This window comes from Arthrobacter sp. CAN_A212 (assembly GCF_015752345.1).
Classification (GTDB): Bacteria; Actinomycetota; Actinomycetes; order Actinomycetales; family Micrococcaceae; genus Arthrobacter_D.
Genome location: NZ_JADOUT010000001.1, coordinates 215,775 through 241,719, shown reverse-complemented (window position 1 = coordinate 241,719; position 25,945 = coordinate 215,775). Strand labels below are relative to the sequence as shown.

22 protein-coding genes are annotated in these 25,945 nt (G+C 65.1%); 15 read left to right on the top strand and 7 right to left on the bottom strand.

What is annotated here, in order from left to right; translation table 11 throughout:
* Window positions 1–221: 221 nt before the first annotated feature.
* A complete protein-coding gene (locus IWX64_RS01185) occupies window positions 222–587 on the top strand; it encodes a TraR/DksA family transcriptional regulator (protein WP_196865324.1) in 366 nt (121 codons plus the stop codon).
* A 62-nt stretch (window positions 588–649) separates the two neighbouring features.
* Here IWX64_RS01185 and IWX64_RS01180 read toward each other — a convergent pair whose 3' ends face one another.
* From IWX64_RS01180 to IWX64_RS01170, 3 genes are all read right to left on the bottom strand, one after another.
* The gene (locus IWX64_RS01180; protein ID WP_196865323.1) at window positions 650–1,324 is read right to left on the bottom strand and encodes a class F sortase; all 675 of its coding nucleotides are present in this window, start codon (window positions 1,322–1,324) and stop codon (window positions 650–652) included.
* Window positions 1,297–2,259: a hypothetical protein gene (locus IWX64_RS01175; RefSeq protein WP_196865322.1), complete on the bottom strand. Its 963-nt coding sequence runs from the start codon at window positions 2,257–2,259 to the stop codon at window positions 1,297–1,299. The genes IWX64_RS01180 and IWX64_RS01175 overlap by 28 nt, the downstream gene beginning before the upstream one ends.
* A gap of 203 nt (window positions 2,260–2,462) precedes the next feature.
* Window positions 2,463–3,878, bottom strand: a complete 1,416-nt coding sequence (locus IWX64_RS01170; RefSeq protein WP_196865321.1) for a PucR family transcriptional regulator — start codon at window positions 3,876–3,878, stop codon at window positions 2,463–2,465.
* A 161-nt stretch (window positions 3,879–4,039) separates the two neighbouring features.
* On the opposite strand from IWX64_RS01170, the gene IWX64_RS01165 reads away from it, so the two are divergent.
* A complete protein-coding gene (locus IWX64_RS01165) occupies window positions 4,040–5,479 on the top strand; it encodes a gamma-aminobutyraldehyde dehydrogenase (RefSeq protein ID WP_196865320.1) in 1,440 nt (479 codons plus the stop codon).
* 15 nt (window positions 5,480–5,494) lie between these two features.
* Window positions 5,495–6,871, top strand: a complete 1,377-nt coding sequence (gene gabT / locus IWX64_RS01160; protein WP_196865319.1) for a 4-aminobutyrate--2-oxoglutarate transaminase — start codon at window positions 5,495–5,497, stop codon at window positions 6,869–6,871.
* 149 nt (window positions 6,872–7,020) lie between these two features.
* Here gabT and IWX64_RS01155 read toward each other — a convergent pair whose 3' ends face one another.
* On the bottom strand, window positions 7,021–7,683 hold the full coding sequence (locus IWX64_RS01155; RefSeq protein WP_196865318.1) for a TetR/AcrR family transcriptional regulator: 663 nt from the start codon (window positions 7,681–7,683) through the stop codon (window positions 7,021–7,023).
* Between the two features lie 251 nt (window positions 7,684–7,934).
* On the opposite strand from IWX64_RS01155, the gene IWX64_RS01150 reads away from it, so the two are divergent.
* The 4 genes from IWX64_RS01150 to IWX64_RS01135 all read left to right on the top strand — a co-directional run bounded on the left by IWX64_RS01150 (window position 7,935) and on the right by IWX64_RS01135 (window position 12,774).
* A complete protein-coding gene (locus IWX64_RS01150; RefSeq protein WP_196865317.1) occupies window positions 7,935–9,332 on the top strand; it encodes a flavin monoamine oxidase family protein in 1,398 nt (465 codons plus the stop codon).
* 5 nt (window positions 9,333–9,337) lie between these two features.
* Window positions 9,338–10,297, top strand: coding sequence for a universal stress protein (locus IWX64_RS01145; protein WP_196865316.1), 960 nt, complete (start codon window positions 9,338–9,340; stop codon window positions 10,295–10,297).
* Window positions 10,294–11,811, top strand: a complete 1,518-nt coding sequence (locus tag IWX64_RS01140; protein WP_196865315.1) for an APC family permease — start codon at window positions 10,294–10,296, stop codon at window positions 11,809–11,811. Before IWX64_RS01145 ends, IWX64_RS01140 begins: the two co-directional genes overlap by 4 nt.
* Window positions 11,812–11,931: 120 nt before the next feature.
* On the top strand, window positions 11,932–12,774 hold the full coding sequence (locus IWX64_RS01135) for a universal stress protein (RefSeq protein WP_196865314.1): 843 nt from the start codon (window positions 11,932–11,934) through the stop codon (window positions 12,772–12,774).
* A 37-nt stretch (window positions 12,775–12,811) separates the two neighbouring features.
* Here the strand turns inward: IWX64_RS01135 and rarD are convergent, their stop codons facing one another.
* Window positions 12,812–13,786 carry an EamA family transporter RarD gene (gene rarD, locus IWX64_RS01130; protein ID WP_196865313.1) on the bottom strand — a complete coding sequence of 325 codons (975 nt, stop codon included), beginning with the start codon at window positions 13,784–13,786 and terminating at the stop codon, window positions 12,812–12,814.
* Between the two features lie 164 nt (window positions 13,787–13,950).
* On the opposite strand from rarD, the gene IWX64_RS01125 reads away from it, so the two are divergent.
* The 8 genes from IWX64_RS01125 to IWX64_RS01090 all read left to right on the top strand — a co-directional run bounded on the left by IWX64_RS01125 (window position 13,951) and on the right by IWX64_RS01090 (window position 23,797).
* Window positions 13,951–15,375, top strand: coding sequence for an FAD-dependent oxidoreductase (locus tag IWX64_RS01125; protein WP_196865312.1), 1,425 nt, complete (start codon window positions 13,951–13,953; stop codon window positions 15,373–15,375).
* A gap of 82 nt (window positions 15,376–15,457) precedes the next feature.
* The gene (locus IWX64_RS01120; protein ID WP_196865311.1) at window positions 15,458–15,877 is read left to right on the top strand and encodes a hypothetical protein; all 420 of its coding nucleotides are present in this window, start codon (window positions 15,458–15,460) and stop codon (window positions 15,875–15,877) included.
* A 144-nt stretch (window positions 15,878–16,021) separates the two neighbouring features.
* On the top strand, window positions 16,022–17,329 hold the full coding sequence (locus IWX64_RS01115; RefSeq protein WP_196865310.1) for a GAF domain-containing protein: 1,308 nt from the start codon (window positions 16,022–16,024) through the stop codon (window positions 17,327–17,329).
* Between the two features lie 160 nt (window positions 17,330–17,489).
* On the top strand, window positions 17,490–19,013 hold the full coding sequence (exaC, locus tag IWX64_RS01110; protein WP_196865309.1) for an acetaldehyde dehydrogenase ExaC: 1,524 nt from the start codon (window positions 17,490–17,492) through the stop codon (window positions 19,011–19,013).
* 9 nt (window positions 19,014–19,022) lie between these two features.
* Complete coding sequence (locus IWX64_RS01105; protein WP_395939792.1) at window positions 19,023–19,418, top strand: DUF779 domain-containing protein; 396 nt, start codon at window positions 19,023–19,025, stop codon at window positions 19,416–19,418.
* 284 nt (window positions 19,419–19,702) lie between these two features.
* Window positions 19,703–20,464 (top strand): TetR/AcrR family transcriptional regulator, encoded by a 762-nt coding sequence (locus tag IWX64_RS01100; RefSeq protein WP_196865308.1) that lies wholly within the window; start codon window positions 19,703–19,705, stop codon window positions 20,462–20,464.
* A 95-nt stretch (window positions 20,465–20,559) separates the two neighbouring features.
* Window positions 20,560–23,127 carry an MMPL family transporter gene (locus IWX64_RS01095; protein ID WP_196865307.1) on the top strand — a complete coding sequence of 856 codons (2,568 nt, stop codon included), beginning with the start codon at window positions 20,560–20,562 and terminating at the stop codon, window positions 23,125–23,127.
* 64 nt (window positions 23,128–23,191) lie between these two features.
* Entirely contained in the window at window positions 23,192–23,797 is a 606-nt protein-coding gene (locus tag IWX64_RS01090; protein WP_196865306.1) for a TetR/AcrR family transcriptional regulator, read from the top strand.
* Window positions 23,798–23,918: 121 nt separating this feature from the next.
* On the opposite strand, the gene IWX64_RS01085 is transcribed toward IWX64_RS01090, so the two are convergent.
* Entirely contained in the window at window positions 23,919–25,412 is a 1,494-nt protein-coding gene (locus IWX64_RS01085) for a catalase (protein ID WP_196865305.1), read from the bottom strand.
* A 49-nt stretch (window positions 25,413–25,461) separates the two neighbouring features.
* A complete protein-coding gene (locus tag IWX64_RS01080) occupies window positions 25,462–25,911 on the bottom strand; it encodes a Fur family transcriptional regulator (protein WP_196865304.1) in 450 nt (149 codons plus the stop codon).
* Window positions 25,912–25,945 lie beyond the last annotated feature (34 nt).

The following is a 25,945-nucleotide window of genomic DNA, read 5'->3' as shown; positions in this document are numbered from 1 at the left end:
CGCTGATGGCAACCTGACAACTTGCGCTGTCAGCCGGTTCGGTCATTTCCCCCAGCCACCGAACCGGCTGGCAGCGCACCTATCTGTAAACGGCTTCAGCCATATCCCGGGCGGGCTTCTCACAACCCATCCCGCGCCGGTCAGAAGGTCGAGGGTCGGTCCACGAATCTGACGGTGGTGTCGTCCAGGGTGGGGTAGGGGAAGAGCCGTAGCATGGCTGGATGGCAACAGAGGATGGGCTGCAGCGGTATCGTCCGCTGCTCCTCGAGGAATTGCAGCGTGCACGTGCCAGCTCGGCGGCGCTTGCCGCGGAGAGCCGCTCGGTGAGCGCCGCCCGGGACAATTCGAACGTCGACGACGAACACGATCCTGAGGGAACCACTATCGCATCCGAACTGTCCCAGATGTCGGTGCTCTCGCGGGCCGCCACCGCCCGCGCCGCCGAAATCCAGGCGGCATTGGAAAGGCTCGACATCGGCACCTACGGTCGGTGCGCGGTCTGCGGGGATCCCATTGCCGTGGGGAGGCTCGACGCCCGGCCATGGACCGCGTTCTGTATCGGGCACGCGTCGTCGAGCGCTCGTTGATGAAGCGGCCCTGACTCTCGCGGTCGCCGGCGGGGCAAGGTGCGTTTCACCCCGTGCTCCTGCTACTCCTCGGGGGTAGCAGTGATCACCACGTTCTTACCCCAGATGTCCTCGGTGTAGCAGCTGATCACCACCAGGCGGTTGGGCACGATGTCCCAGATCTCGCTGTCCTTGAGCGTGTCCTTGTCGAGGGTGGTGATCGAATCGATGACGTAGTCAAGGACACCGGTCTCGGTGGTCAGCTGAATGGAGTCACCCACCTCCGCGTCGGTGCTGAGCCGGTTGAAGGGAGCGTCCTTGCCTTCCCAACTGTGTCCGGTGAGGTAGGTGGTGTCCTCGGAGCCGCTGCCCGGAGACCCGAACGAAGTCAACCAGTAGGCGTCCTCGGTCAGGGGCGGAACTATTGACTGGGAGGCGAAATCCTCAGACGACGGCGTGAGCGGAAGGATCGACTGGTCGATTCCGGCCGCTTCAACCGTCAACCACCCCGGCGGGGATGCCGCGGGGGTGGCATCTGAGGCGGGTGGAGTGACAATCGGTTCGGGGGCAGCAGGCTGAGCCGGAGCGTAGGCGACTGCCACCGCCTGCCGCTCGAACGTGGCTGGCGCCGAAGATGCTGCACCAGCCACCGAGGAAACGGTAACGATCAGTGCGGCCGACAGCGCCAGTCCCGTCCAGCGGGCAGCGCGACGCCGTCGGCCGGTCACCGTTATGCCCGTGTGGATCGGCGCAGCCATACTGCGGCACCCGACAGGAGCAGCAACGCTCCTGTCGCCAGTCCGCCGATCGCCAGTGCCCCACCGTCGGTCGCCGATGTTTCAGCTGCTGCGGTCTGGACGTTCAGACCCCGCCCGGCCGCTGGGGCGGCGGTACCGGGTGCGGCGGGGGTGCTGGGCACGATATTGACGACGGGCACTTCAATTTCCTGTCCCGTCCCGGCACCGGTCGCGGCGCAGGCGGCAATCGCGGCGTTGACCAGTACCTGGACCTCCTCGACGCTGGTGCCCGGGCCGCCCAGGGCTGAGAGCACGCCCTCGATCACTTCGATGGCAGCAAAGTAATTGTTCTCCGCGGTAAGCACAGCCTCGGTGTACAGAGCGTTGTCGAGGGCCGTCTGAGCGTCCATCAGGGCGGCGTCGGCTGCATCAAAAGCGGCGGGAGCGGCGTCGCGCTCTGCCTGCCGTGCGGAGAGAGCTGCGGTAGCGTCGGCCTGGGCGATCAGGGCCGCCGCGAGTTCCGCTTCGGCTGCCAGACGAGCATCGTCGTCCCCGTCCGCCACCGCGGCGAGCGCCAGCTCGGCAGCGATCACCCGATCGTCTGCGAGGATCTTGATGGTCTGAGCGGCATCCAGTGCCACCTGGGTGGCTTCGATCGCGACGATGGCGGATTCGTAGGCCTCGATTGCCACCTCGTAGGCCGCGTATTCCTCGGCGGCGGCAGCGTCGGCGGCCATCCATGCCTCGTCGAGAGCAAGCGAAGCCGCTTCCACCGCGGTGAGCGCGGCCTTCAGCTCGTATGCCAGGGCGATATCCACCGACGCGGAGTCCAGGACGCCCGCGAGGGCTACCTGCGCGGTGACGCACGACTCAGAGTTCGGCGCCGCCGCAGCGGGAGTTGCGGTGATGAACGCTGAGCCGGCGATAAGCGCGGCACAGGAGCTAAAAGTCAGCAAGCGATTACGGTGTGTCATGAGAGCATGTCTTTTCCCCGAAATGGGCCCTCAAGTCCCCCTTGAGCGGCATCCGCCGGATGCGCGTCGCTGGGTGCGGTTTGCTGTGCGGCTGAAGTAATTTGACCACGCGGACTGACGAAATGCCAGCAATTCTTTGAGTAATCTCGAAATATCTTCGAACTGTCATCAACCTCGTCGAACGGTTACCTTAATCCCCTCACATTCAGGGCGAGGTACAGGTGAACCCGGTCAGCGGTGACGCCCGGGTCGTACCCGCTGAGGTCCTGGATTTGCTGCAGCCGGTACCGCACCGTGTTCCGGTGTAATTGGAGGGCTTCAGCCACGGCGGCGACCGATCCGTTGAGGGCGAGGTACCGGTCCAGGGTCACCATCAGCTCGGAATGGTGGCGCTGGTCGAACGCCGCCACCGGATCCAGCGTCTCCGCGGCCAGGTCGGCGAGCGGCACGTCCTCGCTGGCCATCAGGAGCGAGGTCAGGGATAGCCGGTCGGGGGCATTGACCGGTTGGCCCCTGGTCAGTGACTCGCGGGCCTCAAAGTAGCTCCAGCGGAAACCGCTGGCCTGAGCGTAGGCTCCACCGAAGCCGACCTTCGCGGTCAGCCCCGCCCCATGCAGGTAAGCGCCCATCGACTGGCTCAGGGCGGGGCCGTCGGCGTCGGGCACGGCGATCACCAGGCGTTCATCGACCAGCGCCGCCACCCCCGCTTCGAATCCCGCAGGGGTCGGCAGCGTGCGCAGGGCGCGGCGCTGGCCGGAGGCAACCTCCACGATCACCACCACCTGGCGCAGCCCGGGGTCGATCCCGGCGCCGCCGAGGCGTGCGACGGCGTCGGGACCCGCCAGGGTTCCCCTCACCACATCCTGGAAGAGTTGCCCCATGACCGCTCGCTCGCTCGCGCGTCGTCTGGCCTGGTTGCTCAGCTCAACGCTGATCAGGCTCTGCGCGTAGGCCACGATGGCGTTGGGTGTGTAGGGCTCGGCGATGGCGAGGGTGCACCGGTCCTTCAGTCCTGTCGCCACCGGCAGGCGGTGCCAGTGGCCCGACGGCGGACCGGTGGGTCCGGTGCCGAACAGGCGGGTCCCGTACTGGGACAGCGCGACGTCGGCCCCCAGCATCGCCCTCAGTTCTCGCAGCAACTGATGAAGGCCGCCCTCGCCGAGAAGCGCTGATGCCAGGATCTGGTGGCCCTTGAGCAGATTCTCGAGCCGCGAGTAGTGGTCGGCGGAGAGCGAATCGGCAACGATCTTCCCGATGGCGATGAATGGGGTCTCGTAGGGGACCCGGAAGACGGGGAGCCCCAGGGTGTTGGCTTCGGCGATCAGGGCGGCCGGGACCTGCTTGTGCCCCAGCCCGGTGCCGAAACCGATGCCGAGTGCTCCCGACTCGTGGACCCGGCGCACAAACGCCCGCTGCGTCGTCGTCGTCTTTTGCCGCGCCCCGGTGGTCAGTACGATCTCGCCGCCGCTAAGGAAGGGGAGCGGGTCCTCGAGTTCGGTCACCGCAACCCACTGGATCGGGAGGTCGACTGCGGGGGTCATCCCGACCGGATGGAGATCGAGGCCAGCGGCGGCGAGGAGGGCGGGGAGCGTGATGGCCATGGCTCAACTATAGAGCGGGGACACTGTGCGGTTGCATCACAGTCAGCCTAAGTTGTTGTGCGCATCACCCTAGGCCACGGATCGCGTGAAGGCGTAGGGTCGGCAGTGGATTTACGCTGCGACGGGTCCGATTTGACCCGTCAGCCCATCATAGAAAAGGGATGAATACCGTGGTAACCACCCTCCAGAACTTTATCAACGGCGAGTTCGTGACGCCGGCCGGCACCGAGTTGCTGGACATAGTTAATCCGACCAACGGCGAGGTCGTGGCGAAGGCGCCTGTTTCGCTGCAGCCGGACGTCGACTCCGCCATGACAGCGGCGGCGCAAGCTTTCACCACCTTCAAGCACGTTACCCCTGGTCAGCGGCAGCTCATGCTGTTGAAGCTGGCTGACGCGTTGGAGGCCGCGAGCGACGAACTCGTCGAAGCGCAGCACCGCAATACCGGACAGGTACGCGACCTGATCGCCGCTGAGGAAGTGGCGGTCGGTGCCGACCAGCTGCGCTTCTTCGCCGGCGCAGCACGCCTGATGGAGGGCAAGTCCGCCGGTGAATACGTCGAAGGGCACACCTCCTACATCCGCCGCGAACCGATCGGCGTAGTCGCCCAGGTGGCACCCTGGAACTACCCGCTCCTGATGGCGATCTGGAAGATCGGCCCCGCGCTCGCCGCAGGCAACACTGTGGTCCTCAAGCCCAGCGACACAACGCCCGAGTCAACGCTGGTGCTGGCGAAGCTGACCCAGGGCATCCTGCCCGCCGGTGTGCTGAACGTGATCCTGGGGACCGGCCAGACGGGTGCCGCGATGGTGGACCACCCGGTTCCCGGACTGGTCTCGATCACAGGATCGGTCCGCGCCGGTATCGCCGTCGCCACCGGTGCCGCCAAGACCCTCAAGCGTGCCCACCTTGAACTGGGAGGAAAAGCACCCGCCGTCGTCTTCGCTGATGCCGATATCAAGAAGACCGCAGCGGCCATCGCCGAGTTCTCCTTCTTCAACGCCGGCCAGGACTGCACGGCGATTACCCGGGTCCTGGTCCAGGATTCGGTACACGATGACCTGGTAGCCGCCATGGTGGCGCACACCGAGACGCTCAAGACCGGCAACGCTGACGACTCGGAGAACTACTTCGGTCCGCTGAACAACATCAACCACTTCAACGCGGTCAACGCCGTGATGGATGCCCTGCCGGAACACTGCAGGGTCGAGATCGGCGGGAAGCGCTCCGGCGACAAGGGGTACTTTTACGAGGCCACCATCATCACCGGTGCCCGCCAGGACGACGACATTGTGCAGAAGGAAACCTTCGGCCCGGTCATCACCGTGCAGAAGTTCACCACCGAGGACGAGGCAGTGGAACTGGCGAACGACGTCGAGTACGCCCTCGCCTCCAGTATCTGGACCACCGATCACGGCACGGCCATGCGCGTCTCCCGCGACCTCGATTTCGGGGCCGTCTGGATCAACACCCACATTCTTCTCACCGCTGAGATGCCGCACGGGGGCTTCAAAAGCTCCGGTTACGGCAAGGACCTCTCGATGTATGGCGTTGAGGACTACACCCGGATCAAGCACGTGATGAGCGCGCTGGATGTCTAGAAAGGCAGTTTCCCTATGACCACCCAAGTAACCCAGCCGCAGTTCCGGCTCGAGCAAAAACGCAAGATCATCGCCGACTTCCCCGGACCCAAGTCCACTGAGCTGGCCGCCCGGCGCGCTGCGGTCGTCGCCAAGGGTGTCGCCTCCGGCGTCCCGGTGTACGTTGCCGACGCCGACGGTGGCATCGTGCACGACGTCGACGGCAACTCCTTCATCGACCTCGGCTCGGGCATCGCGGTGACCAGCGTCGGGGCATCGGATCCCGCCGTCGTCGGGGCCGTCAAGGAACAGGTGGAGCACTTCACCCACACCTGCTTCATGGTCACCCCCTACGAGGGCTACATTGCGGTCGCCGAGAAGCTGGCCGAACTGACGCCGGGCGATTTCGAGAAGCGCACCGTGCTTTTCAACTCGGGTGCCGAGGCTGTCGAGAATGCGATCAAGGTGGCGCGTCTGGCAACCGGCCGCACCGCCGTCGCGGCTTTCGATCATGCGTATCACGGCCGCACCAACCTAACGATGGCACTGACCGCCAAGTCCATGCCCTACAAGGGCGGACCTGCTGGCGACTTCGGGCCCTTCGCGTCAGAGGTGTACCGGCTGCCGATGAGCTACCCGTTCCGCGAGGAAAACCCCTCGATCTCCGGTGTTGAGGCTGCCCAGCGCGCCATCACGATGATGGAGAAGCAGATTGGGGCCAGCTCACTGGCCGCCATTATCATCGAACCGATCCAGGGCGAGGGCGGCTTCATCGTTCCAGCCGAAGGCTTCCTGCCGACCCTGGCCGCGTGGGCCAAGGAGAACGGTGTGGTCTTCATCGCTGACGAGGTGCAGTCGGGCTTCTGCCGCACCGGCGCCTGGTTTGCCGTCGACCATGAGGGTGTGGTGCCCGACATCATCACGATGGCCAAGGGCATCGCCGGCGGGATGCCCCTGTCGGCCATCACCGGCCGGGCGGACCTGCTCGACGCCGTCCATCCCGGTGGGCTCGGCGGCACCTTCGGTGGTAACCCGGTGGCGTGTGCAGCCGCACTGGCCGCCATCGAGACGATGCAGGAGCAGGACCTGATCTCGCGCGCTCAGGCGATCGAAGAGCTGGCTACATCGCGTCTGAGTGCGTTGCAGGACGACCTGGGTGCCGAGTCGATTATCGGCGAGATCCGTGGTCGTGGCGCGATGCTGGCACTCGAGTTCGTGAAGCCCGGCACCAAGACACCCAACCCGGAGGCCACCAAAGCCATCGCCGCGGCCTGCCTGCAGGAGGGTGTCATCATCCTGACCTGTGGCACCTACGGCAACGTGGTTCGGCTGCTGCCCCCACTTGTGATCGGCGACGAGCTGCTAAACGACGGCCTGGACGTTCTTGAGGCGGCAATCCGCGCCGCGAAGTAGTCCTACGCTCGACGCGGGCACTCGTTGCCGACACGTTGTCGGCTTCGCATTCGCCGTCTATTCCGTTCAGCGCTAAGGGAACCGGCCACCGCACCAGAAGTATCTGGTGCGGTGGCCGCTTTTTGTCTGTTCGGCCGGGTGAAACGGCGTTAGCTTGCGAGCTGCGCCTGCAGGCCCACGATGAGCGCCTCGAGGCCCAGGGCGAAGGCCGCATCGGCCGAGTCGGCCTGCAAGCCGCCTCGCACCCGCACGGCCGCAGTGAACCGGGGGTAGTCGGGTCCCAGGCTGCCGGACTCGAAGATGTCCTCCGGTGCGGCGACGTCGAAAGCGGACCCGAAGATGAAGGACTCCAGGGCCACAATGGCGGGAATGATGCGGTCCTCTGGCCATCCGGCGTCGAGGAAGCCGGCGGAGACAGCCTCGTACATTGCCAGAGTTTCAGGTGCACCAGTTACTGGCAGGACAGCGATCACCGAGATTAGCGGGGTGTGCGCAGCGAAAACCTCGCGGTAGGACCAGGCCCACGCGCGGACTGCCTCATCCCACGGCGCCACGGCAAAGGCGCTGAAGTCCACCTGCGCCATCACCTGATCCTCCACCCAGCGCAGCACTTCCTGCTTGGACTCGGCGTGGTTATACAGGGCCGATGGCGCCACTCGTAGCTGTTGTGCCAGGGCAGACATGGTGAGGCCGTCGTAGCCGTGGGAGGCTATCAAGCTCAGCGCCGCATCGGTGATGAGGTCGCGGGAGAGTAGCCCGCGGGGCGGGCGACCCGCCCGCCGACGGCCGACCGGCGTTCCTACACTTCCCATGACCGCCCCTTTACCGTCCCTGTTGCGCGTTCATTATACTGTGCGCTCTGACGATCATCCCCGCCGCTGGGCATCATTGCTGCCCGGGATCGCCATCGGCAAACACGCGGGTCCGGCGCCCAACCCGTTGTCGACTCGGTAGGAGTGCAGGCTGGCCCCTTTCCAAACCGGACGATTATCGCTAAAGTATCCCCAATAAATGAATGACGTTCATTTTGTGGTCTGGACCATACCGTTCGTGAGGGGTAGTTGTGAAGCAGTTGGAACGCGACGTAGTCATCGTGGGTGCGGGGCCATCGGGTCTCACCGCCGCCTGGGAGCTGAGCAGGGCGGGACTGAGCGTCGCCGTCCTGGAAGCGCGGGACCGGGTGGGTGGACGCACCTGGACCGACACGGTCGACGGCGCGGTGCTGGAGATCGGCGGCCAGTGGGTCTCCCCGGACCAGACCGCCCTCAAGGACCTGCTGACTGAGCTCGGACTGGAGACCTACGAGCGGTATCGCGACGGCGACTCCGTCTACATCGCCGCTGATGGCACCCGCACCCGCTACACCGGCGACATGTTCCCGGTCTCCGCGGACACCGAGGCGGAGATGAACCGCCTGATTGAGTTGCTGGACCGGCTGGCCGCCGAGGCTGGCCCCGAGACACCATGGACCCACCCGGAGGCCAGGGTGCTGGACACGATTTCCTTCCACCATTGGCTCCGCGAACAGTCCAGCGATGAGGAAGCCTGCAACAACATTGGCCTCTTCATCGCCGGCGGTATGCTCACCAAACCCGCTCACGCGTTCTCTGCCCTGCAGGCCGTGCTCATGGCCGCGTCGGCCGGGTCCTTCTCCAATCTGGTGGACGAAAACTTCATCCTCGACAAACGGGTTGTCGGCGGCATGCAGCAGGTCTCGGAGCGCCTCGCTGGGCGCCTGGGTGACGACGTCGTCCTGTCCAGCCCGGTCCGTACCCTGCGGTGGTACGGCGGCTCGAACGACGACGGCACCACCGACGGAGGCCACGTCACGGCCGTCTCGGACACCGTCACCGTCAAGGCCCGCCACGCGATCATGGCCGTCCCACCGAACCTTTATTCACGGGTGTCGTACGAGCCGCCCCTGCCGCGCCGCCAGCACCAGATGCACCAGCACCAGTCCCTGGGCCTGGTCATCAAGGTGCACGCCGTGTACGCGACGCCGTTCTGGCGCGCGGACGGCCTCTCCGGCACCGGGTTCAGCGCCTCCTCGATCGTGCAGGAGGTGTACGACAACACCAACCACGAGGATTCCCGCGGCACCCTGGTGGGGTTCATCTCGGATGAAAAGGCCGACGCCATGTTCCGGCTGGACCCGGCGGAGCGCCAGCGGACCATCCTCGAATCAATCGCAGGCTTTCTCGGACCGCAGGCGCGGACCCCTGAGGTCTACTACGAGTCGGACTGGGGCTCTGAGGAATGGACCAGGGGAGCGTATGCCACCAGCTACGACCTCGGCGGCCTCCACCGCTACGGACCCGACCAGCTCACCCCGGTGGGCCCCATCCACTGGTCGTGTTCGGATCTCGCGGCCGAGGGCTACCAACACGTAGAGGGAGCAATCAGAATGGGTCAAGCGACTGCCCGCAACATCCTGAGCCTCACACCAGCCGAAGGAGCATAAGGCGCATGGACTACATCGTCGGGTACACGGCTGACGAGCGCGGCCGCGACGCCGTGAGCCTCGCCGTCGCCCTCGCCCGCCGCCAGGACGCGACGCTGCAGCTCGTCATGGTGATGCCCGAACACTCACCCTTCAACGCCGTCTACCCTCCCGAGCGCGGCTTCGAGAGCATCCTGTCCGCACAGCTGCAGGAATGGCTGGCGGAGGGTCTGGCCATGATTCCCGACGACGTCACCGCCCGTGCGCACGTCATCAGCGCTGATTCGCAGGCAGGCGGCCTGATCGACGCAGCAGTGGACTCGGGTGCCTCGCTGATCATCATCGGTGCAAGTTCCCGTGGGCTGCGCAAGCGGTTCAACGTGGGCAGCGTCGCGGGGACGCTGCTGCACGCATCCCCGGTTCCGGTGGCCCTGGCGCCACAGGGCTACCGGCGGCTTGACCCAATCACCCGGCTCACCTGTGCCGTGGGGACGAGGGTCGGCGCCGACGAGGTCATCGCCGTCGCCGTCGACTCCGCAGCCCGGCGGAAACTGCCCTTGCGGCTGGTTTCGCTGGTAGCCCTGGACCCGTCGTCAGGCGCTGACGGAGCCGATACTGCGGCGGTGGAGGCCGCCCACGAGCACGCCAACACCCGGTTGGCCCAGGCGGCCGCCTCGCTCGCAGCGGGAGGCCAGGTCAGCGTCGAGGTGGTGAGCGGGTCAACCGTCGAGGAAGCCATCGGCGCGCTCGCGTGGGATGAGGGCGAGATCCTCCTGGTCGGGTCGAGCCGGCTGGCCCAGCACAGCAGACTATTCCTCGGCGTGACCGCCAACAAGATCCTGCGGGCCCTGACCGTGCCAATGGTTGTGGTGCCACGCGACTACAGATCCGACGATAACCAGTCGCTCCAACCGGAGCGATCTGTCACGAAGCGCTCCGATGCCGGTGAGGGCAGGGACGTCCAACCTACCGAGGTGTCACAGTGAGCACTACACAGGATTCGTCCACCGGGCTGAGCAAAAAGGGCCTGAGTTCCGGGTCGGTCGGGCTGCTGGGCGCCGTCGTCATCGGAATCTCCTGCATCGCCCCCGCCTACACGCTGACCGCGGCGCTCGGCCCCACCGTCGCCGAGGTGGGGGTGCAGCTTCCAGCGATCTTCCTCGTCGGATTCATCCCGATGCTGCTGGTGGCCCTCGGCTACCGGGAGCTGAACAATGCGATGCCCGACGCCGGTACCTCCTTCACCTGGGCGACGCGGGCGTTCGGCCCGTGGATCGGCTGGATGGGTGGGTGGGGGTTGATCGCCGCCACGGTGATCGTGCTGTCCAATCTGGCGGCCGTCGCCGTCGACTTCTTCTATCTCATGCTCGCCCAGCTGACCGGGAACGAGTCGCTGGCCGACCTCACCCTGAACCTGCCGCTGAACATCGCCACCACACTGGCCTTTGTCGCGCTCGCCTGCTGGGTGTCCTACCGCGGGATGGAAACAACCAAGGCGGTGCAGTACGTACTGGTCGGTTTCCAGCTGCTGGTCCTGGGCTGGTTCGCGATCGCCGCCTTTGCGCACGTCGCAGGCGGCACTGCTTTCGATGCGACCGCCATCAGCCCTGAATGGTTCAATCCGTTTGCCGTCGAATCCTTCTCGGCCTTCGCCGCCGGGGTGTCCCTGTCGATCTTTGTCTACTGGGGCTGGGACGTCACCCTCACCATGAACGAGGAAACGAAGGACCCGGAGCGGACACCCGGCCGGGCCGCCACTCTGACCGTGCTGGTCATCGTGGTGATCTACCTGACGGTAGCCCTCGCGACCCTGTCCTATGCAGGGATTGGCGACGGCGAATTCGGTGCCGGCAACGTCGACAACCAGGGGAGTATCTTCGCCGTGCTGGCTGGACCGGTGATGGGCCCGTTCGCCATTCTGATGTCCCTGACTGTGTTGAGCAGTTCAGCAGCGTCCCTGCAGTCGACCTTCGTTTCACCGGCCCGCACCCTGCTCGCGATGGGCCACTACCGGGCCCTGCCGGCAAGCTACGGGAAGATCAGCCCCACCTACAAGTCCCCGAGCTACGCGACCATCGCTGCGGCGGTCGCCGCATCCGGGTTCTACGTGGTCACCCGCATTGTCTCGGAGAACGCTCTGTATGACACCATCACCGCGCTCGGCATGATGATCTGCTTCTACTACGGGATCACCGCCATGGCCTGCGTCTGGTACTTCAGGACTATCGCATTCAATAACGCCCGCAGCTTCCTGCTGAAGTTCCTCGCACCGCTGCTCGGCGGCGTGATCCTGCTGGTGATGTTCGTGAAGACGGCCACCGACTCGATGGACCCCGACTACGGGTCCGGTTCGTCGATTGCTGGAATTGGACTGGTGTTCATCCTGGGTACCGGAGTGATCCTCCTCGGGGCGGTGCTCATGGTGGTGATGTACCGGGTCAACCCAGCGTTCTTCAAGGGCGACACCCTGCGGAAGGGAAGCGCCCCGGCCGACGTCTAGCGGTAGAACACCCCACGGTCCGCCACCTGATCAAATCACTCTCTACAGCCGCGATAGGGTAGAGCAGATCTGCGGCGGTGATCAAAGGCGCCGGTCAGAATCCGAACCGGAAGGCGCCGTATGCGTTATGTAGTGGGTTTCACCAACAATGATCGTGGCCGTGATGCCCTGGCTCTGGCGACGTCGCTTGCGCGCACGCAGGGTGCGAGTATCGACCTGGTGACGGTGCTGGACCGTCCGCAGGACGGCAGCGTCGGGGCAGGTACGGGCCGTGCGATGGCCGCCCTCGAGGAAGCCATCCAGGGGATCCCCGGCGGCGTCGAAGTGGTTCCCCACGTGAAGCTCGCCGACTCGTTTGCCGAAGGCCTGCTGGAGGTTGCCGCGGAACTGGAAGCTGGGCTGATTGTGATTGGCGCGGCCAGCAATGGTTTGCTGCGCCGGTTCACCGTGGGCAGCGTGGCCAATGCAGTTCTGCATTCGTCCCCTGTCCCGGTGGGGCTGGCTCCCCGCGGCTACCGTCACCGCGACCGGATGACCCGGCTGTCCTGCGCCGTCGGTACCCGCGCGGGTGCGGAAGCTGTTCTGGACGTGGCGGTCGACTCGGCAGCTCGCCGGGGCATGCCGTTGCGCCTGATCTCCCTGGTGGCACTGGACATCAACGAGCAGGCTGATACCGGGGAAGCAATCAATCTGGCGCACCAGCACGCCAATACGGTGCTGGCCCGTGCGGGGGCACAGCTGCCGGAAGGCCACGAAACGACTATCACCGTGGCTCACGGCCGGACTATCGAGCAGGCCATCGATGACATCGAGTGGGATCCGGGAGAGATTGTCTTTGTCGGCTCGAGCCGGCTGGCCAAGCGGAGCCAACTTTTCCTGGGCTCCACTGCCAACAAAATGCTGCGTGCGCTGCCTATCCCGATGATCGTCGTTCCACGGGACTGGAACCTGCCGGCCGCCTAGCGGCACCGCGCCCAGCAATACCAGCAGAGCTTCCCGGTCAGACCTTCGCGGTCTCCTCAACCACTGCGGCGGCGCGGGTGCGGCGGGGGCGGGAGTTCTTTCGGACAGTGCGCAACATGTCGATGGTGAGCATCGCGAGGGCAACCCAGACCAGACCAAATCCGATCCAGCGTTCCAGCGGCATCTCTTCCTTGAACACGAACAGGGCCAACAGGAACTGCAGGACCGGTGCCAGGTATTGCAGGAGGCCGATCGTGGTCAGGGGCAGCCGACGTGCGGCGGCGCCGAAGAAGAGCAGTGGAACGGCGGTGATGACTCCAGCGGCCGCCATGATCCAGAAATGTCCCGGCCCCTCGGTCAGGACTGTCGCAGCCCCGGAAAAGGTCAGCCAGATCATGACCACGGCGGCAATCGGGGTCAGGACGGCGGTTTCGATGCTGAGGCTCGACAGTGCATCCACCCTGGACCCGACCCGCTTCTTCACGAAACCGTAGAAGCCGAACGAGAAGGCTAGCGTCAGGGCGATCCAGGGCACGTTGCCGTAGCCGATGGCCAGGACCACCACCGCGATGATGCCCATGCCGACCGCTGCCCACTGCAGCCTCCGCAGTTTCTCCCGCAGGACCAGTACCCCCAGAAGTACCGAAACAATCGGGTTGATGAAGTAGCCGAGGGCGGCTTCGATCGCGTGGCCAGTGGTCACGCCGTACGTGTAGACGAACCAGTTCACGGCGATCAGCAGTGCGGCGATGGCCAGGGTGCCGAGGATCCGTGGATTGGACGCCGCGGCCCAGACAGTCCGCCAGGAACGCATCACGGTCAGGAGCAGGGCGCAGAACACCAGTGACCAGAGGACCCGGTTGGCGACAATTTCGATGGCCGTCGCCGGCAGCAGGATCATGAAGTACAGCGGCAGCAGCCCCCAGAGGCCGTAGGCGCCGATTCCGTAGAGGATGCCCGTCGAATTTTCGCTTCGGGGCTGACGCTGGCGAGCGGTTTCGGTAGGAGTCACGTCGGCTCCAGCGCTCACGGGTCGTGATTTATTCCCGGCGAACCAATGATCCTGCTATGAGACGGGTATCACCGGTTTAGACGACACCCCGGCAGGGCATTTAGAATAGGAAACTGTGCGCTAAATGTGCGTCTCGGTTTGTCCACTAGGAAGAAGGCCAATCAGTGTCCACCTCAGCTGCGGGGCGACCGCTGCGGGTAGCGATCATCGGTGCCGGTCCGGCAGGCGTGTACGCCGCCGACATCCTGACGAAGTCCCAGGAAGTCCAGGGTGGTGACTTCCAGGTCAGCATCGATCTCTTCGATCAGCACCCTGCCCCCTACGGATTGATCCGCTACGGCGTGGCCCCCGATCACCCGCGTATCAAGGGAATAGTCAACGCCCTGCATAAGGTGCTGGACCGTGGCGACATCCGCTTTCTGGGGAATATTAACTATGGCCGGGACCTCACGCTGTCTGACTTCCGCAAGTTCTACGACGCCGTCATCTTCTCGACCGGTGCGATCAAGGACGCTGAACTGGCCATCCCTGGAGTCGACCTGGAGGGTTCCTTCGGCGGAGCCGAGTTCGTTTCCTGGTATGACGGCCACCCCGATGTGCCGCGTGACTGGCCCCTGGACGCCCAGGAGATTGCCGTCATCGGGAACGGAAACGTTGCCCTTGACGTCGCCCGGGTGCTGTCCAAGCACGCCGATGATCTGCTCGCGACCGAGATCCCTGACAACGTCTACGCCGGATTGAAGGCGTCCCCGGTCACTGACGTGCACGTCTTCGGCCGCCGCGGCCCGGCGCAAGTGAAGTTCACTCCGCTGGAACTGCGTGAACTCTCGCACTCCCGCGACGTGGATATTGTGCTGTACCCGGAGGACTTCGACTTCGATGAAGCCTCCGAACAGCAAATCGCCAGCAACAACCAGACCAAGACGATGGTCAAGACCCTCACCAACTGGCTGGTCGACGACGAACCAACCGGCGCTTCCCGCCGGTTGCACCTTCACTTCCTCCACTCACCCGTCGAGATCACTGACTCCCCGGAAACACCAGGCAAGGTCGCCAACATCCGGTTCGAGCGCACCGCGCTGACCGGCGAGGGGACCGTCCGGGGGACAGGCGAGTTCATCGACTACCCGGTGCAGGCGGTCTACCGTGCCATCGGCTACTTCGGGTCGGAGCTGCCCGAGGTCGGATTCGACAGCCAGCGCGGCGTCATCCCCAACGAGGGAGGCAGGGTCATCGACCAGGAGGGCACCCCGGTCCCCGGCATTTACGCCACGGGCTGGATCAAGCGCGGCCCGGTGGGGCTCATCGGCCATACCAAGGGCGACGCGCTGGAGACCATCGGGTTCCTTCTTGAGGACCGGTTGAACCTTCCCCCGGCCCAGGACCCGTCCGAAGACGCCATCATCGACCTCCTCACCGAACGCGGCATCCGGTACACCACCTGGGAAGGCTGGCTCAAGCTCGACGCCCATGAGCTGAAGCTCGGTGCCAACTTCGTGCCCGACGGCGGCACCAATGCCGAGCTGGTCAGGGAACGTGTGAAGGTGGTTCCCCGCGACGAGATGATCGCCATTTCCCGCGACGAGTAGCCTGCCAACCCAAGCCGGTACCGCCCGGTGCATCGGCGCAGGAGCGTCGTCGGTGCGCTGTCGGCAGACCTAGACTGGGTCCATGACACGCAGGCACATGCAGCTAGCTTTCGTCCTCGCCGGGGCGGCGCTTACCGTCGGGTGCAGCGGTGCCGAGGCCGAACCCGACCTCGGCACCCAACCGCTCGCCACCTACAGCGACCCCGACGACGCCGGTGATGCAGCGGGGATCTCCGGCCGGCTGGTGCTGGAGGAGGGGTGCGTCTACCTGACCAGCCCCGAGTTCTCCGAGCGGTGGGTGCCGGTTTTCCGCGCCGAAGCAGAACCCGAGTGGCGTGACGGGACCCTCATCTTCGACGGTGAGGAGTATTCAGGTGATGAGACAGTAGGCCTGGGTGGTAGCGAATGGGGCGGCGACGACGCCGACCTGTCGATCCCCGATGCCTGCGACGATTCCCCACGCTGGGCGGCCTGGCAGGTCCTTCCAGGGGACGCGCTCTAGCCTTTCCGGGATCACCCAGCCCCAGGGTCAGCCAGCCCCAGCGGCCGGTGCAAGAAAAAGCGTGAGACACCCGCGACAGCGGGACTCCGCCGGCACTAGACTGATGCAACCCCACCGGCGGGGAGACCATGAAGCGGAGTGTCGATGACGCAGCAGCAACTGCCGATTCCGGGGGGACTCACGTCGAGAACCCTGCAGCAGTACGCCCACCGTGCACACGAACGGCTCGGTAGCGCTCCTCCTTCCGGTGTGCGCTCGCTCGTCAGGGACTCCTGGCTCCGGTCGCTGCAGCATCTACCCAGCCCCGACGCCGCCCGGGCGCCCCTGTTCTACACGGACGAGGAGCTCGAAGCTTACCGCCGGGGGCACCCCCTCGCGGTGGTCCTGCCCATCATCCGCAAGCTTCTGGTCCAACCCAGTCTCGACAGTGGCCTGCTGGTCGCGGTGGGTGACGCGGACGGGCGGCTGCTCTGGGTGGAGGGAGACCGCCAGCTCCGCCGTCGCGCGGAGGAGATGATGTTCGTCGCCGGCTCGGACTGGTCGGAGTCGGTTGTCGGAACCTGCGCTCCGGGTACCGCACTGGCGCTCGGACGCAGCGTACAGATTGCCGGGGCCGAGCATTTCAGCCCCCAGGTGCATCCGTGGAGCTGCACCGCCGTCCCCGTCCATGATCCTGACACGGGGATCGTGCTGGGCGTGGTGGACATTACCGGTACCGATGACGCGGTGGCAGTCCACACCCTCTCCCTCATCGAAGCAACCGTCGCGGCAGCGGAAGCACATCTCAGCCTGCATCGACTGCGGGCCAGCCAGCCGGCACGGAAGCGGGCCGCGGCGAAAACGCACTCCGTCTACCGGGACGGGCTGCAGATTCTGGGACGTGATCACGGGGTCATCCAGCTGGGCCGACGGTCGGTGGAGCTCAGCGCCCGGCATGCCGAGCTTGTCGCTCTGCTTGCCCTCCACCCCGGCGGTCTGAGCGCCGATCAGCTCGCGGCGATGGCCTATCCCGAGCATGTCTCGGTTACCACCGTGCGGGCCGAGATGCTGCGCCTGCGACGGGTGCTTGCTCACCAGCTACCGTCCCTGGTGCCATGGTCGCGGCCGTACCGCCTGCCGCGCGAGCTGACGGTCGACGCGTCACAGGTGCTTGATTACCTGCAGCGGGGAGCACACCGGATGGCGCTCAACCTGTACCGCGGCCCCGTGCTGCCCCGGTCCGAGGCGCCGTCGATCGTGCGGCTGCGCACCGAGGTCAGCTTCCTGCTCCGCGAGGCGGTACTCAACGACGGGGCTGCCGACGCCGTCCTGCAGTACCTGCAGCTCGCTGAAGCGCAGGACGACGTCCAGGCGTGGACGGCCGCACTGAAGGTGCTGCCTCCACGTTCGCCGCGCCGGGCCGCCGTCGTCGCGCATGTCGAACGGCTGGAAGCCGAGCTGAGCCTGCGCTGACGCCTCGCTGACACTTCACCGGTCGCTCCCGCGGTGCGGCACCGCCATGCGTCCCGGTGCCGGGTCCGCGACTGCCGGTGCAACCCCCGTGCAACCGGTGCCCGCCTACAGTTCGGAGGAAGGACGACGACGTCCCTTTCGGAACCCAAGGAGTCAAACAATGACTGTGTACGCCCAGCCCGGCCATGACGGATCCAAGATCACTTTCAAGCCGCGGTACGAGAACTGGATCGGCGGCGAATGGGTTGCCCCGATCAAGGGCCAGTACTTCGAGAACATTTCACCCGTCAATGGCAAGGCTTTCTGCGAGGTAGCCCGGGGTACCGCCGAGGACATCGAACTGGCCCTCGACGCCGCCCACAAAGCCGCCCCCGCGTGGGGCAAGACGTCGGTGGCAGAACGAGCGGCGATTCTCAACCGGGTCGCGGACCGGATCGAAGAAAATCTGGAAATGCTGGCGGTCGCCGAGACCTGGGACAACGGAAAACCCATCAGGGAGGTCCTTGCGGCGGATCTGCCCCTCGCCGCCGACCATTTCCGCTACTTTGCCAGCGCCGTCCGCGCCCAGGAGGGACGCCTGTCCCAGCTGGATGAGGACATGACCGCCTATCACTACCACGAGCCCCTCGGCGTGGTGGGCCAGATCATCCCCTGGAACTTCCCGATCCTGATGGCCACCTGGAAGCTGGCGCCTGCGCTCGCAGCAGGCAACGCCGTCGTCCTCAAGCCGGCGGAGCAGACTCCCACCTCGATCCTGGTCCTGATGGAGCTCCTCAGCGACATCCTCCCGCCGGGCGTGCTGAATGTGGTGAACGGGTTTGGTGTGGAGGCAGGTAAGCCGCTGGCATCCTCGAAGCGGATCCGGAAGATCGCCTTCACTGGTGAAACCACCACCGGACGGTTGATCAGCCAGTACGCGAGCCAGAACCTCATCCCCGTCACCCTTGAGCTTGGCGGGAAGAGCCCCAACATCTTCTTCGGCGATGTCGCGGACAAGAATGATGCGTTCTACGACAAGGCGCTGGAGGGCTTCGCGCTGTTCGCGTTCAACCAGGGCGAGGTGTGCACCTGCCCGTCGCGAGCGCTGGTGCAGGACTCCATGTACGACTCCTTCATGGCGGACGCGGTCGCCCGGACCGAGAAGATGATCCAGGGCAACCCATTGGACACCGACACCCAGGTGGGTGCGCAGGCGTCCAACGACCAGTTGGAGAAGATTCTCTCCTACTTCGACATCGGCAGGCAGGAAGGGGCGAAGATCCTCATTGGCGGCGAGCGGATCACGCTCGACGGCGACCTCTCCGAGGGCTTCTACGTCAAGCCCACGATCTTTGAGGGAACCAACTCCATGCGGGTGTTCCAGGAGGAGATCTTCGGCCCCGTGGTGTCCGTGACCCGGTTCAGTGACTACGACGAAGCGCTACAGATCGCTAACGACACCCTCTATGGGCTGGGCGCCGGCGTCTGGTCCCGCAACGGCAATGTGGCCTACCGGGCAGGCCGGGAAATCCAGGCCGGCCGGGTCTGGGTGAACAACTATCACGCCTACCCGGCGGGTGCGGCGTTCGGCGGCTACAAATCATCGGGCATCGGTCGCGAGAACCACACGATGATGCTGGACCACTACCAGCAGACCAAGAACCTGTTGGTCAGCTACAGCGAAGACAGGCTGGGTTTCTTTTAAGGAGCGGGTGTGAGCATCGAGGCCAGCATTGTCCTACCCGGTGAGGATTTCTCACGGGTAGCACTGACCGAGCCAGCCGTGGAGTTGCTGCGGAAACTATGGGAAATCCATGGCCCGTTGATGTTCCACCAGTCGGGCGGCTGCTGCGATGGCTCCTCGCCGATGTGCTACCCGGCGGGGGAGTTCATCACCGCGGAGGCCGACGTCCTGCTGGGTGTGCTGGACATCAGTGGCGGAACCCCTGGGGAGACGCAACTCATCGAGTTCTGGATGTCCCGTGAGCAGTTCGAGTACTGGAAACACACCCATCTGACGGTGGACGTGGTGGTGGGACGGGGGAGCGGCTTCTCGGTCGAGGCTCCGGAGGGGAAGCGGTTCCTCATCCGCTCCCGCCTGATGTTCTAGCTGCTGGTCCGATCTCGCTGCCGAAACCGGCGGACGCGCCCGATACTCAGGGAGCGTCCGCCGGTTTGGTCAGCGTCCGCCGGTTTCTGGAGCGTCTGCCGGTTCTGCAACGTTCGCTGGTTTCGACGGCAACTGCGACCGCGTCGGCGACGGCGACGGCGACTGTGTTGGGCGGATGTGACGAAACGTGAGCAGAGGCACACGTCATATGGTTGCACAGCATGCAAACTTGCACTTAGTGTAACTATATGAATAGTCCAGTGACGGCGACGGGCCCTGCCCTCATGCCTGCTACGAGCGACCCGTCCGACTCAACCACCTCCGACGCCGACTCCTCCGCTGCGGCCACCTCCGGCACTGGCACCTCCGACACCGTCACTTCCGGCGGGGCCACCTCTTCCGGCCGGGCCACCTCCGGTGCAACCACCTCCGGCGCGGCCACTGCGCCAGGCCGCCGGGAGCAGAACAAGCTCGACACTCGTCGTGCCATCGCGGGCTCAGCCCTCGATCTCGCCCGCACCCACGGGCTGGGCAAATTTACTGTGGACCAGGTCGCAGCGGAGGCCGGAGTCTCCCGCCGCACCTTCTTCAACTATTTCCACAGTGCTGAGGAAGCCCTCACCACCTCCACCGACGCGTTTCTGGAGCTGGCCGCGGCAGAATTCATGGCCCGGCCCACTGCTGAGCCCCTGCTGGACGCCATGATCGCCGCGCTGGCAGCTATCTCGAAGACCGACAACCTGGGTGTCTGTGGCGAGCTTTTCCGGATGGCCGAGGGCAGCCCCGAGTTGATGCGCAGCCAACTGCACTCCTGGGAGCGGGCTGAAGCCCGGATCCGCCAGGTAGTCGACGAACGCACAGGCGGCAACCTGGACCCGCTGTACCTGCTCGCCTTTGTCGGTGCCGTCCTCTCCTGCGTCAAAGCAGCCATGCAGGTCTGGGCCGCCTCCGCGAACGAATCGCTCAACGACTCGGCCGATGATCTGGAGGAACAGATTGTCGACGCGTTGACAATGCTGCGCGACGGCTTCAACAACCCCATCTAAGCCCGATGCTCACCATTTAAGCCCGCCGGTCATCGCCGACCAGCCCCACCCAGCTTTTATAGCCTCCACCCACCGAACGAACCGAGGAACTTTTCATGGCACACCTGCTGTACCGCTTAGGCAAGTTTGCATCACGACAGCGCTGGTGGATCGTGTCAGCCTGGCTTGCCATCCTGCTGGCCGTCGGCGGATCAGCGGCCGCGTTCTCGGGCACGCTGAGCAACAACTTCACCATCCCGGGCACTGAGTCACAGCGTGTGCTCGACGAGCTGCGGGAGACCATGCCCGAAGCCATCGGAGGCATGGGCACCATCGTGTTCGAGAACTCCGATGGGGTCATCACCGAGGAGCAGCAGTCCTCCGTTGAGGAGGCGCTCGCCGACCTGGAACAGGTTGAGGGAGTCGAAGCGGTCATCAATCCCTTCGACGTCTCCCGACAGCTCGACGAGGGCAGGGCCGGAATCGATGAAGGCCGGGCGGAGCTCGAGCAGGGCACCGTCGAGCTGGAGGCCGGCGCAGAGCAGGCGGCAGCGGGCCAGGCCGATCTCGATGCCCAGCGCGCAGAGTTCGAAGCCAGCCGGGAGTTGCTCCCGCCCGAACAGGCGGCAGCCATCGAAGCCCAGCTTGACGAAGGTCAGGCGCAACTCGATGCCTCCCTCTCCGAGATTGAGGATGGCCGGAGCCAGCTGGAGGAAGGCAGCGCCGAGATTGACCTTGCCGAGCGCACTCTCGATGCGTCGTCGGGAATCCAGTTCGTGTCCGACGACGGCTCCGCAGCGGTTGCCAGCGTCCAGTTCGATTCTGCGGTAGACGCCGTCACGCTGGAAACCCGCGAAGCGGTTCAGGCCGCGGCGGACACCGTCACCGACGCCGGCGTCAACGTGTTCTACAGCAAGGAGATCGTCCAGGACATCTCGGAGATCTTCGGGATCGCCGAGATAGTGGGGCTGCTGGTCGCCGTCATCGTGCTGATCGTCATGCTGGGAACGCTGGTTGCTGCCGGACTGCCGCTGCTGATGGCCATCGTTGGCGTTGGGGTCGGTGTGGGCGTGACCTTCGCTCTGACCGGCGTCATCTCGATGAGTTCCATCACCCCGGTCCTGGCGTTGATGCTGGGCCTCGCTGTTGGCATCGACTACTCCCTGTTCATCGTGAACAGGCATCGAACCCAGCTGCTTCGGGGAATGGGCATGCAGGAATCGATTGGCAGGGCCACCGGAACCGCTGGTAACGCCGTCCTGTTTGCGGGCATTACCGTGATCATTGCCCTCGCCGCGCTGGCCGTCCCCGGGCTGCCGTTCCTCACCCTGCTGGGTCTGTCCGCCGCGGGCACCGTTGCCGTCGCCGTCCTCGTGGCGCTGACCCTGACCCCGGCGTTGCTGGGATTCATGGGCCGTAAGGTCATTTCCCGCCGGCGGTGGGCCAAAGCCGAGGCCGAATCCGATCTCGACGCCTCCCACGAACAGGTCCAGGCGGAAGAGGACCGGAAGGCAGCCAGCGGACGTGGTTGGGGTGGGTTTGCCACCCGGAAACCGATCCTCACCCTGATTGCGGGCGTTGCAGCCCTGGCTGTGATCGCGCTGCCGGCCCTCGATCTGAGGGTGGGCCTGCCCGACGGCGGCTCGGAACCAGCCGACTCGACCGCCTTCCAGGCCTACGAACTGGCCGGAGAGTACTTCGGCGAGGGAACCAACGGTCCACTGCTGGTGGTAGCGAATCTTCCGGCTACCGATACCGACGCGGAACTGAGCGAACTGCAGCTTGAGGTCGCCGACCGGCTGGCCACCGTCGACAACGCTGCTGCCGCCGTGCCGGCCGGCGTGAGCGACGACGGACGTACGGGCATTTTTCAGGTGATCCCCACCGAGGGACCCGCCAGCGAGAGTACCGAAGAGCTGGTCCGCGAACTGCGGAGTTCGGCACCGGCCATCGAGTCGGACACCGGTGTGCTGATCTCGGTGACCGGCCAGACAGCTGCCAACATCGACGTCTCCGAGAAGCTCATGGAGGCGATGCCCCTGTACCTGGGGATCGTCGTCGGCCTTTCCTTGGTGCTGTTGCTCCTGGTGTTCCGTTCGATCCTGGTACCGCTGATCGCCACCGCCGGCTTCCTGCTGTCACTGCTGGCCAGCTTCGGTGCAACGGTCGCCATCTACCAGTGGGGCTGGTTCGGTGACATCTTTGGTGTGACCAACCCGGGGCCCATCCTGAGCTTTCTGCCGATCATCCTGATCGGTGTCCTGTTTGGGCTGGCGATGGACTACCAGATGTTCCTGGTGTCGGGGATGCGCGAAGCATGGGTTCACGGTGGCAGCGCGAAGAGCGCCGTCCGCGTGGGCTTCAGCCACGGCGCACGCGTGGTGACCGCTGCGGCGATCATCATGGTGGCCGTCTTCGCCGGGTTCGTGTTCTCCCACCTGACCATGGTCCGGCCCATCGGCTTCGGCCTGGCCTTCGGGGTGCTGGTCGACGCGTTTGTGGTCAGGATGACCCTGGTTCCCGCTGCGATGTATTTGCTGGGCCGGCACGCCTGGTGGCTGCCGAAATGGCTGGACCGCATCCTGCCCGACGTCGACGTCGAAGGCGCTCGTTTGTCGCGCACCGAACCCGTCGCCGACGGCGCAGACGAGTGCCGCTCCGACCGGGTGAGCATCAAGAATTAGGCAGAACGTTACTCAAACGTTGTACGTGTTGGCCCGATCGATAAGCCAACGTACTATGCAAAGTATGGCGCGACCACCGAACCCGGAACGCAAGACAGAACTGCTTGACCAGATCCTCGACCACCTGCTGGACAAGACTCTTGCAGGCCTGAGTTTCCGGACACTGGCGGATGGTCTTGGCATCAGCAGTTACGTGCTGGTTTACCATTTCGGCAATCGTGAGGAACTGGTCAACCAGATCGTCACCCATATCGAGCGTCGCCACGATTCGGTGAAGGTGCCCCGCCCGGAAGATCTCAGCCGCGAGGACTTCCGGGAGTGGTCCCTGGCCACCTGGCGGTGGACGCAGATCGAACGCAACCGGCAACTGCAGAGGCTCGAGTTCGAAGCGTCCCTTCACGATGCGGTCAGCGATTCACCACGCGAGAGCGCTGCGGCGAAGTACGAGTACTGGCATGGCTTCATCAGGGACTGGCTGTTGTCTCAGGGCATGCCCTCCGATTTGGCAGACACGGCGGCGCGGATGCACCTGTCGGGGACCTACGGCCTGCAGTATGACTTCGTGGTCAACCGCGACCGGTCGGCTACGGAAGCCGCGCTGCTGCTGATGCTTGACTATTTCTTCGACTACCTTGACCAGGTAACCGCGCCGGAACAGCAGCGGGTCTGACCCGATCCACTCCGTACCTGTGCCGGACACCGAAGATTCCAGGCAACAAGAAAGGCGGGCCCCACCGGGACCCGCCTTTTTTGTTGCCCGCTAGGGGCTGGTATCCGTTCAGACCAAGCAGTTAGACCTTATTGGCGGCTTCGGCCTGGCTGTTCCCGCCGGAGGCGTCAGCGCCGAGGGCCGCCCGCAGCTTGGCGCCGAGTTCGACGTCGACGTTGGTCCAGTACTGGATGGCCCGTTCCCGGATGGCGTCGATGGTCACGCCGCCCACGGCACCGGTGATGGTCTCGAGGAAGCGGGCCCGCTCGCCGTCGGAGAAGACCTCGCGGTACAGGGTGCCTGCCTGACCGAAGTCGTCGTCCTCAGTGTGGAGGGAGTGTGCGGCGCGCACCAGATCGCCGTCGTTCTCCCAGCCGCCATGAGGGCCGTACTGTGCCGGGTCAGCGGCCGGACCGCCCACCGAGTTCGGAGCGTAGACCGGAGTGGACGGCGAGTTAAAGTCGTACCGTGCCGCTCCGTCCTTGGAGTAGTTACGGACCTCGTTCTTCGGCGCGTTCACGGGCAGCTGTGCGTGGTTGGTGCCCACGCGGTAGCGGTGTGCGTCGGCGTAGGAGAAGATCCGTGCCTGCAGCATCCGGTCAGGGCTGGCCGCGATGCCGGGGACGAAGTTCGACGGCGCGAATGCAGCCTGCTCGATCTGCGCGAAGTAGTTCTCCGGGTTCCGGTTCAGGGTGAGCTTGCCGACGGGGATCAGAGGGTAGTCGCCCTGAGGCCAGACCTTGGTGAGGTCGAACGGGTTGAAGCGGTAGTCCTTGGCGTCGTCGTACGGCATGATCTGGACCTTGAGGTCCCAGCTCGGGAAGTTGCCGGCAGCGATGTTCTCGGAGAGGTCGCGCAGGTGGTGATCGGCGTCCGACCCGGCAAGCGCCTCGGCCTGGTCTCCGGTCAGTACCTCGTGGCCCTGGTTGGACTTGAAGTGGTATTTGACCCAGGATTTCACGCCGGCCTCGTTGATCCACATGAAGGTGTGCGATCCGTAGCCGTTCATGGTGCGCCATGAGTTGGGGAGTCCGCGGTCACCCATCAGCCAGGTCACCTGGTGTGCTGACTCGGGGCTGAGGGTCCAGAAGTCCCACTGCATGTCGGCATCGCGCAGGTTGGTTCCCGGCAGGCGCTTCTGGGAGTGGATGAAGTCGGGGAACTTGATGCCGTCGCGGATGAAGAAGACGGGGGTGTTGTTGCCGACCAGGTCGTAGTTGCCCTCGTCGGTGTAGAACTTCAGGGCGAAGCCGCGGGGGTCGCGCCAGGTGTCGGGTGAACCCTGCTCGCCGGCAACCGACGAGAACCGCAGGAGCGTCTCGGTGACCGCGCCTGGCTGGAACATGGATGCCTTGGTGTATTCGCTGACGTCCGAGGTGACCTCGAAGGTACCGAATGCGCCACCACCCTTGGCGTGGACCACACGCTCGCGGACACGCTCGCGGTTGAACTGCGCGAGCTTCTCGATCAGGTAGTGATCGGTCAGGGGGATAGCGCCGTCGCGGCCGAGGCTGGACGAGTTGGCGTCATCAATGACTGGTGCTCCGGATTGGGTAGTGCTGAAGTTCGAAGACATCTGGCTCCTTTGGTTGCTGTGGTTAGGAATGGGGGTGGTTGAGGGGGGCTTAGCGGCAGTCAGCGCAAAGGCCCTGATAGACGACATCCGCAATCTGGATGGTCATCGGGCTGCTGCCTGCTGGCCACTGCGGGGTCAGGCAAGGCGCGTGACCGACGGCGCAATCGACGTCCTCGATACGACCGCAGCCGGTGCACACCGCGTGATGGTGGTTGTCATCGACGCGGGTCTCATACCGGGCGGGGGAGTGGGGTGTTTCGATCCGGCGCAGCAATCCCAGGGCCGTAAGATCGGCAACCACCACATACACGGACTGCACGGTGATCTCCGGCAGGTCGACGCGGACGCTCGCGGCGATATCCTCGGTGGTGGAATGGGGAGAGAGTTCGACCGCTGCCAGAACCGCCAGGCGTTGACGCGTCACCCGGCGGCCGTGAGCGCGCAGGGCTGTTGCCCATTGCGCAACAGCTGCGCTCGGTGGTGTCGCGATGTCGGTCATGACCTCAGTCAATCATCTATTCTGACAAACTCAT

Bases quoted from the DNA above. Each gene is read 5' to 3' on its own strand.
- IWX64_RS01185 (WP_196865324.1), top strand. From the start codon at position 222: ATGGCAACAGAGGATGGGCTGCAGCGGTATCGTCCGCTGCTCCTCGAG.
- IWX64_RS01180 (WP_196865323.1), bottom strand. From the start codon at position 1,324: ATGGCTGCGCCGATCCACACGGGCATAACGGTGACCGGCCGACGGCGT.
- IWX64_RS01170 (WP_196865321.1), bottom strand. From the start codon at position 3,878: ATGGCCATCACGCTCCCCGCCCTCCTCGCCGCCGCTGGCCTCGATCTC.
- IWX64_RS01165 (WP_196865320.1), top strand. From the start codon at position 4,040: ATGAATACCGTGGTAACCACCCTCCAGAACTTTATCAACGGCGAGTTC.
- gabT (WP_196865319.1), top strand. From the start codon at position 5,495: ATGACCACCCAAGTAACCCAGCCGCAGTTCCGGCTCGAGCAAAAACGC.
- IWX64_RS01155 (WP_196865318.1), bottom strand. From the start codon at position 7,683: ATGGGAAGTGTAGGAACGCCGGTCGGCCGTCGGCGGGCGGGTCGCCCG.
- IWX64_RS01145 (WP_196865316.1), top strand. From the start codon at position 9,338: ATGGACTACATCGTCGGGTACACGGCTGACGAGCGCGGCCGCGACGCC.
- IWX64_RS01135 (WP_196865314.1), top strand. From the start codon at position 11,932: ATGCGTTATGTAGTGGGTTTCACCAACAATGATCGTGGCCGTGATGCC.
- IWX64_RS01120 (WP_196865311.1), top strand. From the start codon at position 15,458: ATGACACGCAGGCACATGCAGCTAGCTTTCGTCCTCGCCGGGGCGGCG.
- IWX64_RS01115 (WP_196865310.1), top strand. From the start codon at position 16,022: ATGACGCAGCAGCAACTGCCGATTCCGGGGGGACTCACGTCGAGAACC.
- exaC (WP_196865309.1), top strand. From the start codon at position 17,490: ATGACTGTGTACGCCCAGCCCGGCCATGACGGATCCAAGATCACTTTC.
- IWX64_RS01100 (WP_196865308.1), top strand. From the start codon at position 19,703: ATGCCTGCTACGAGCGACCCGTCCGACTCAACCACCTCCGACGCCGAC.
- IWX64_RS01095 (WP_196865307.1), top strand. From the start codon at position 20,560: ATGGCACACCTGCTGTACCGCTTAGGCAAGTTTGCATCACGACAGCGC.
- IWX64_RS01090 (WP_196865306.1), top strand. From the start codon at position 23,192: ATGGCGCGACCACCGAACCCGGAACGCAAGACAGAACTGCTTGACCAG.
- IWX64_RS01085 (WP_196865305.1), bottom strand. From the start codon at position 25,412: ATGTCTTCGAACTTCAGCACTACCCAATCCGGAGCACCAGTCATTGAT.
- IWX64_RS01080 (WP_196865304.1), bottom strand. From the start codon at position 25,911: ATGACCGACATCGCGACACCACCGAGCGCAGCTGTTGCGCAATGGGCA.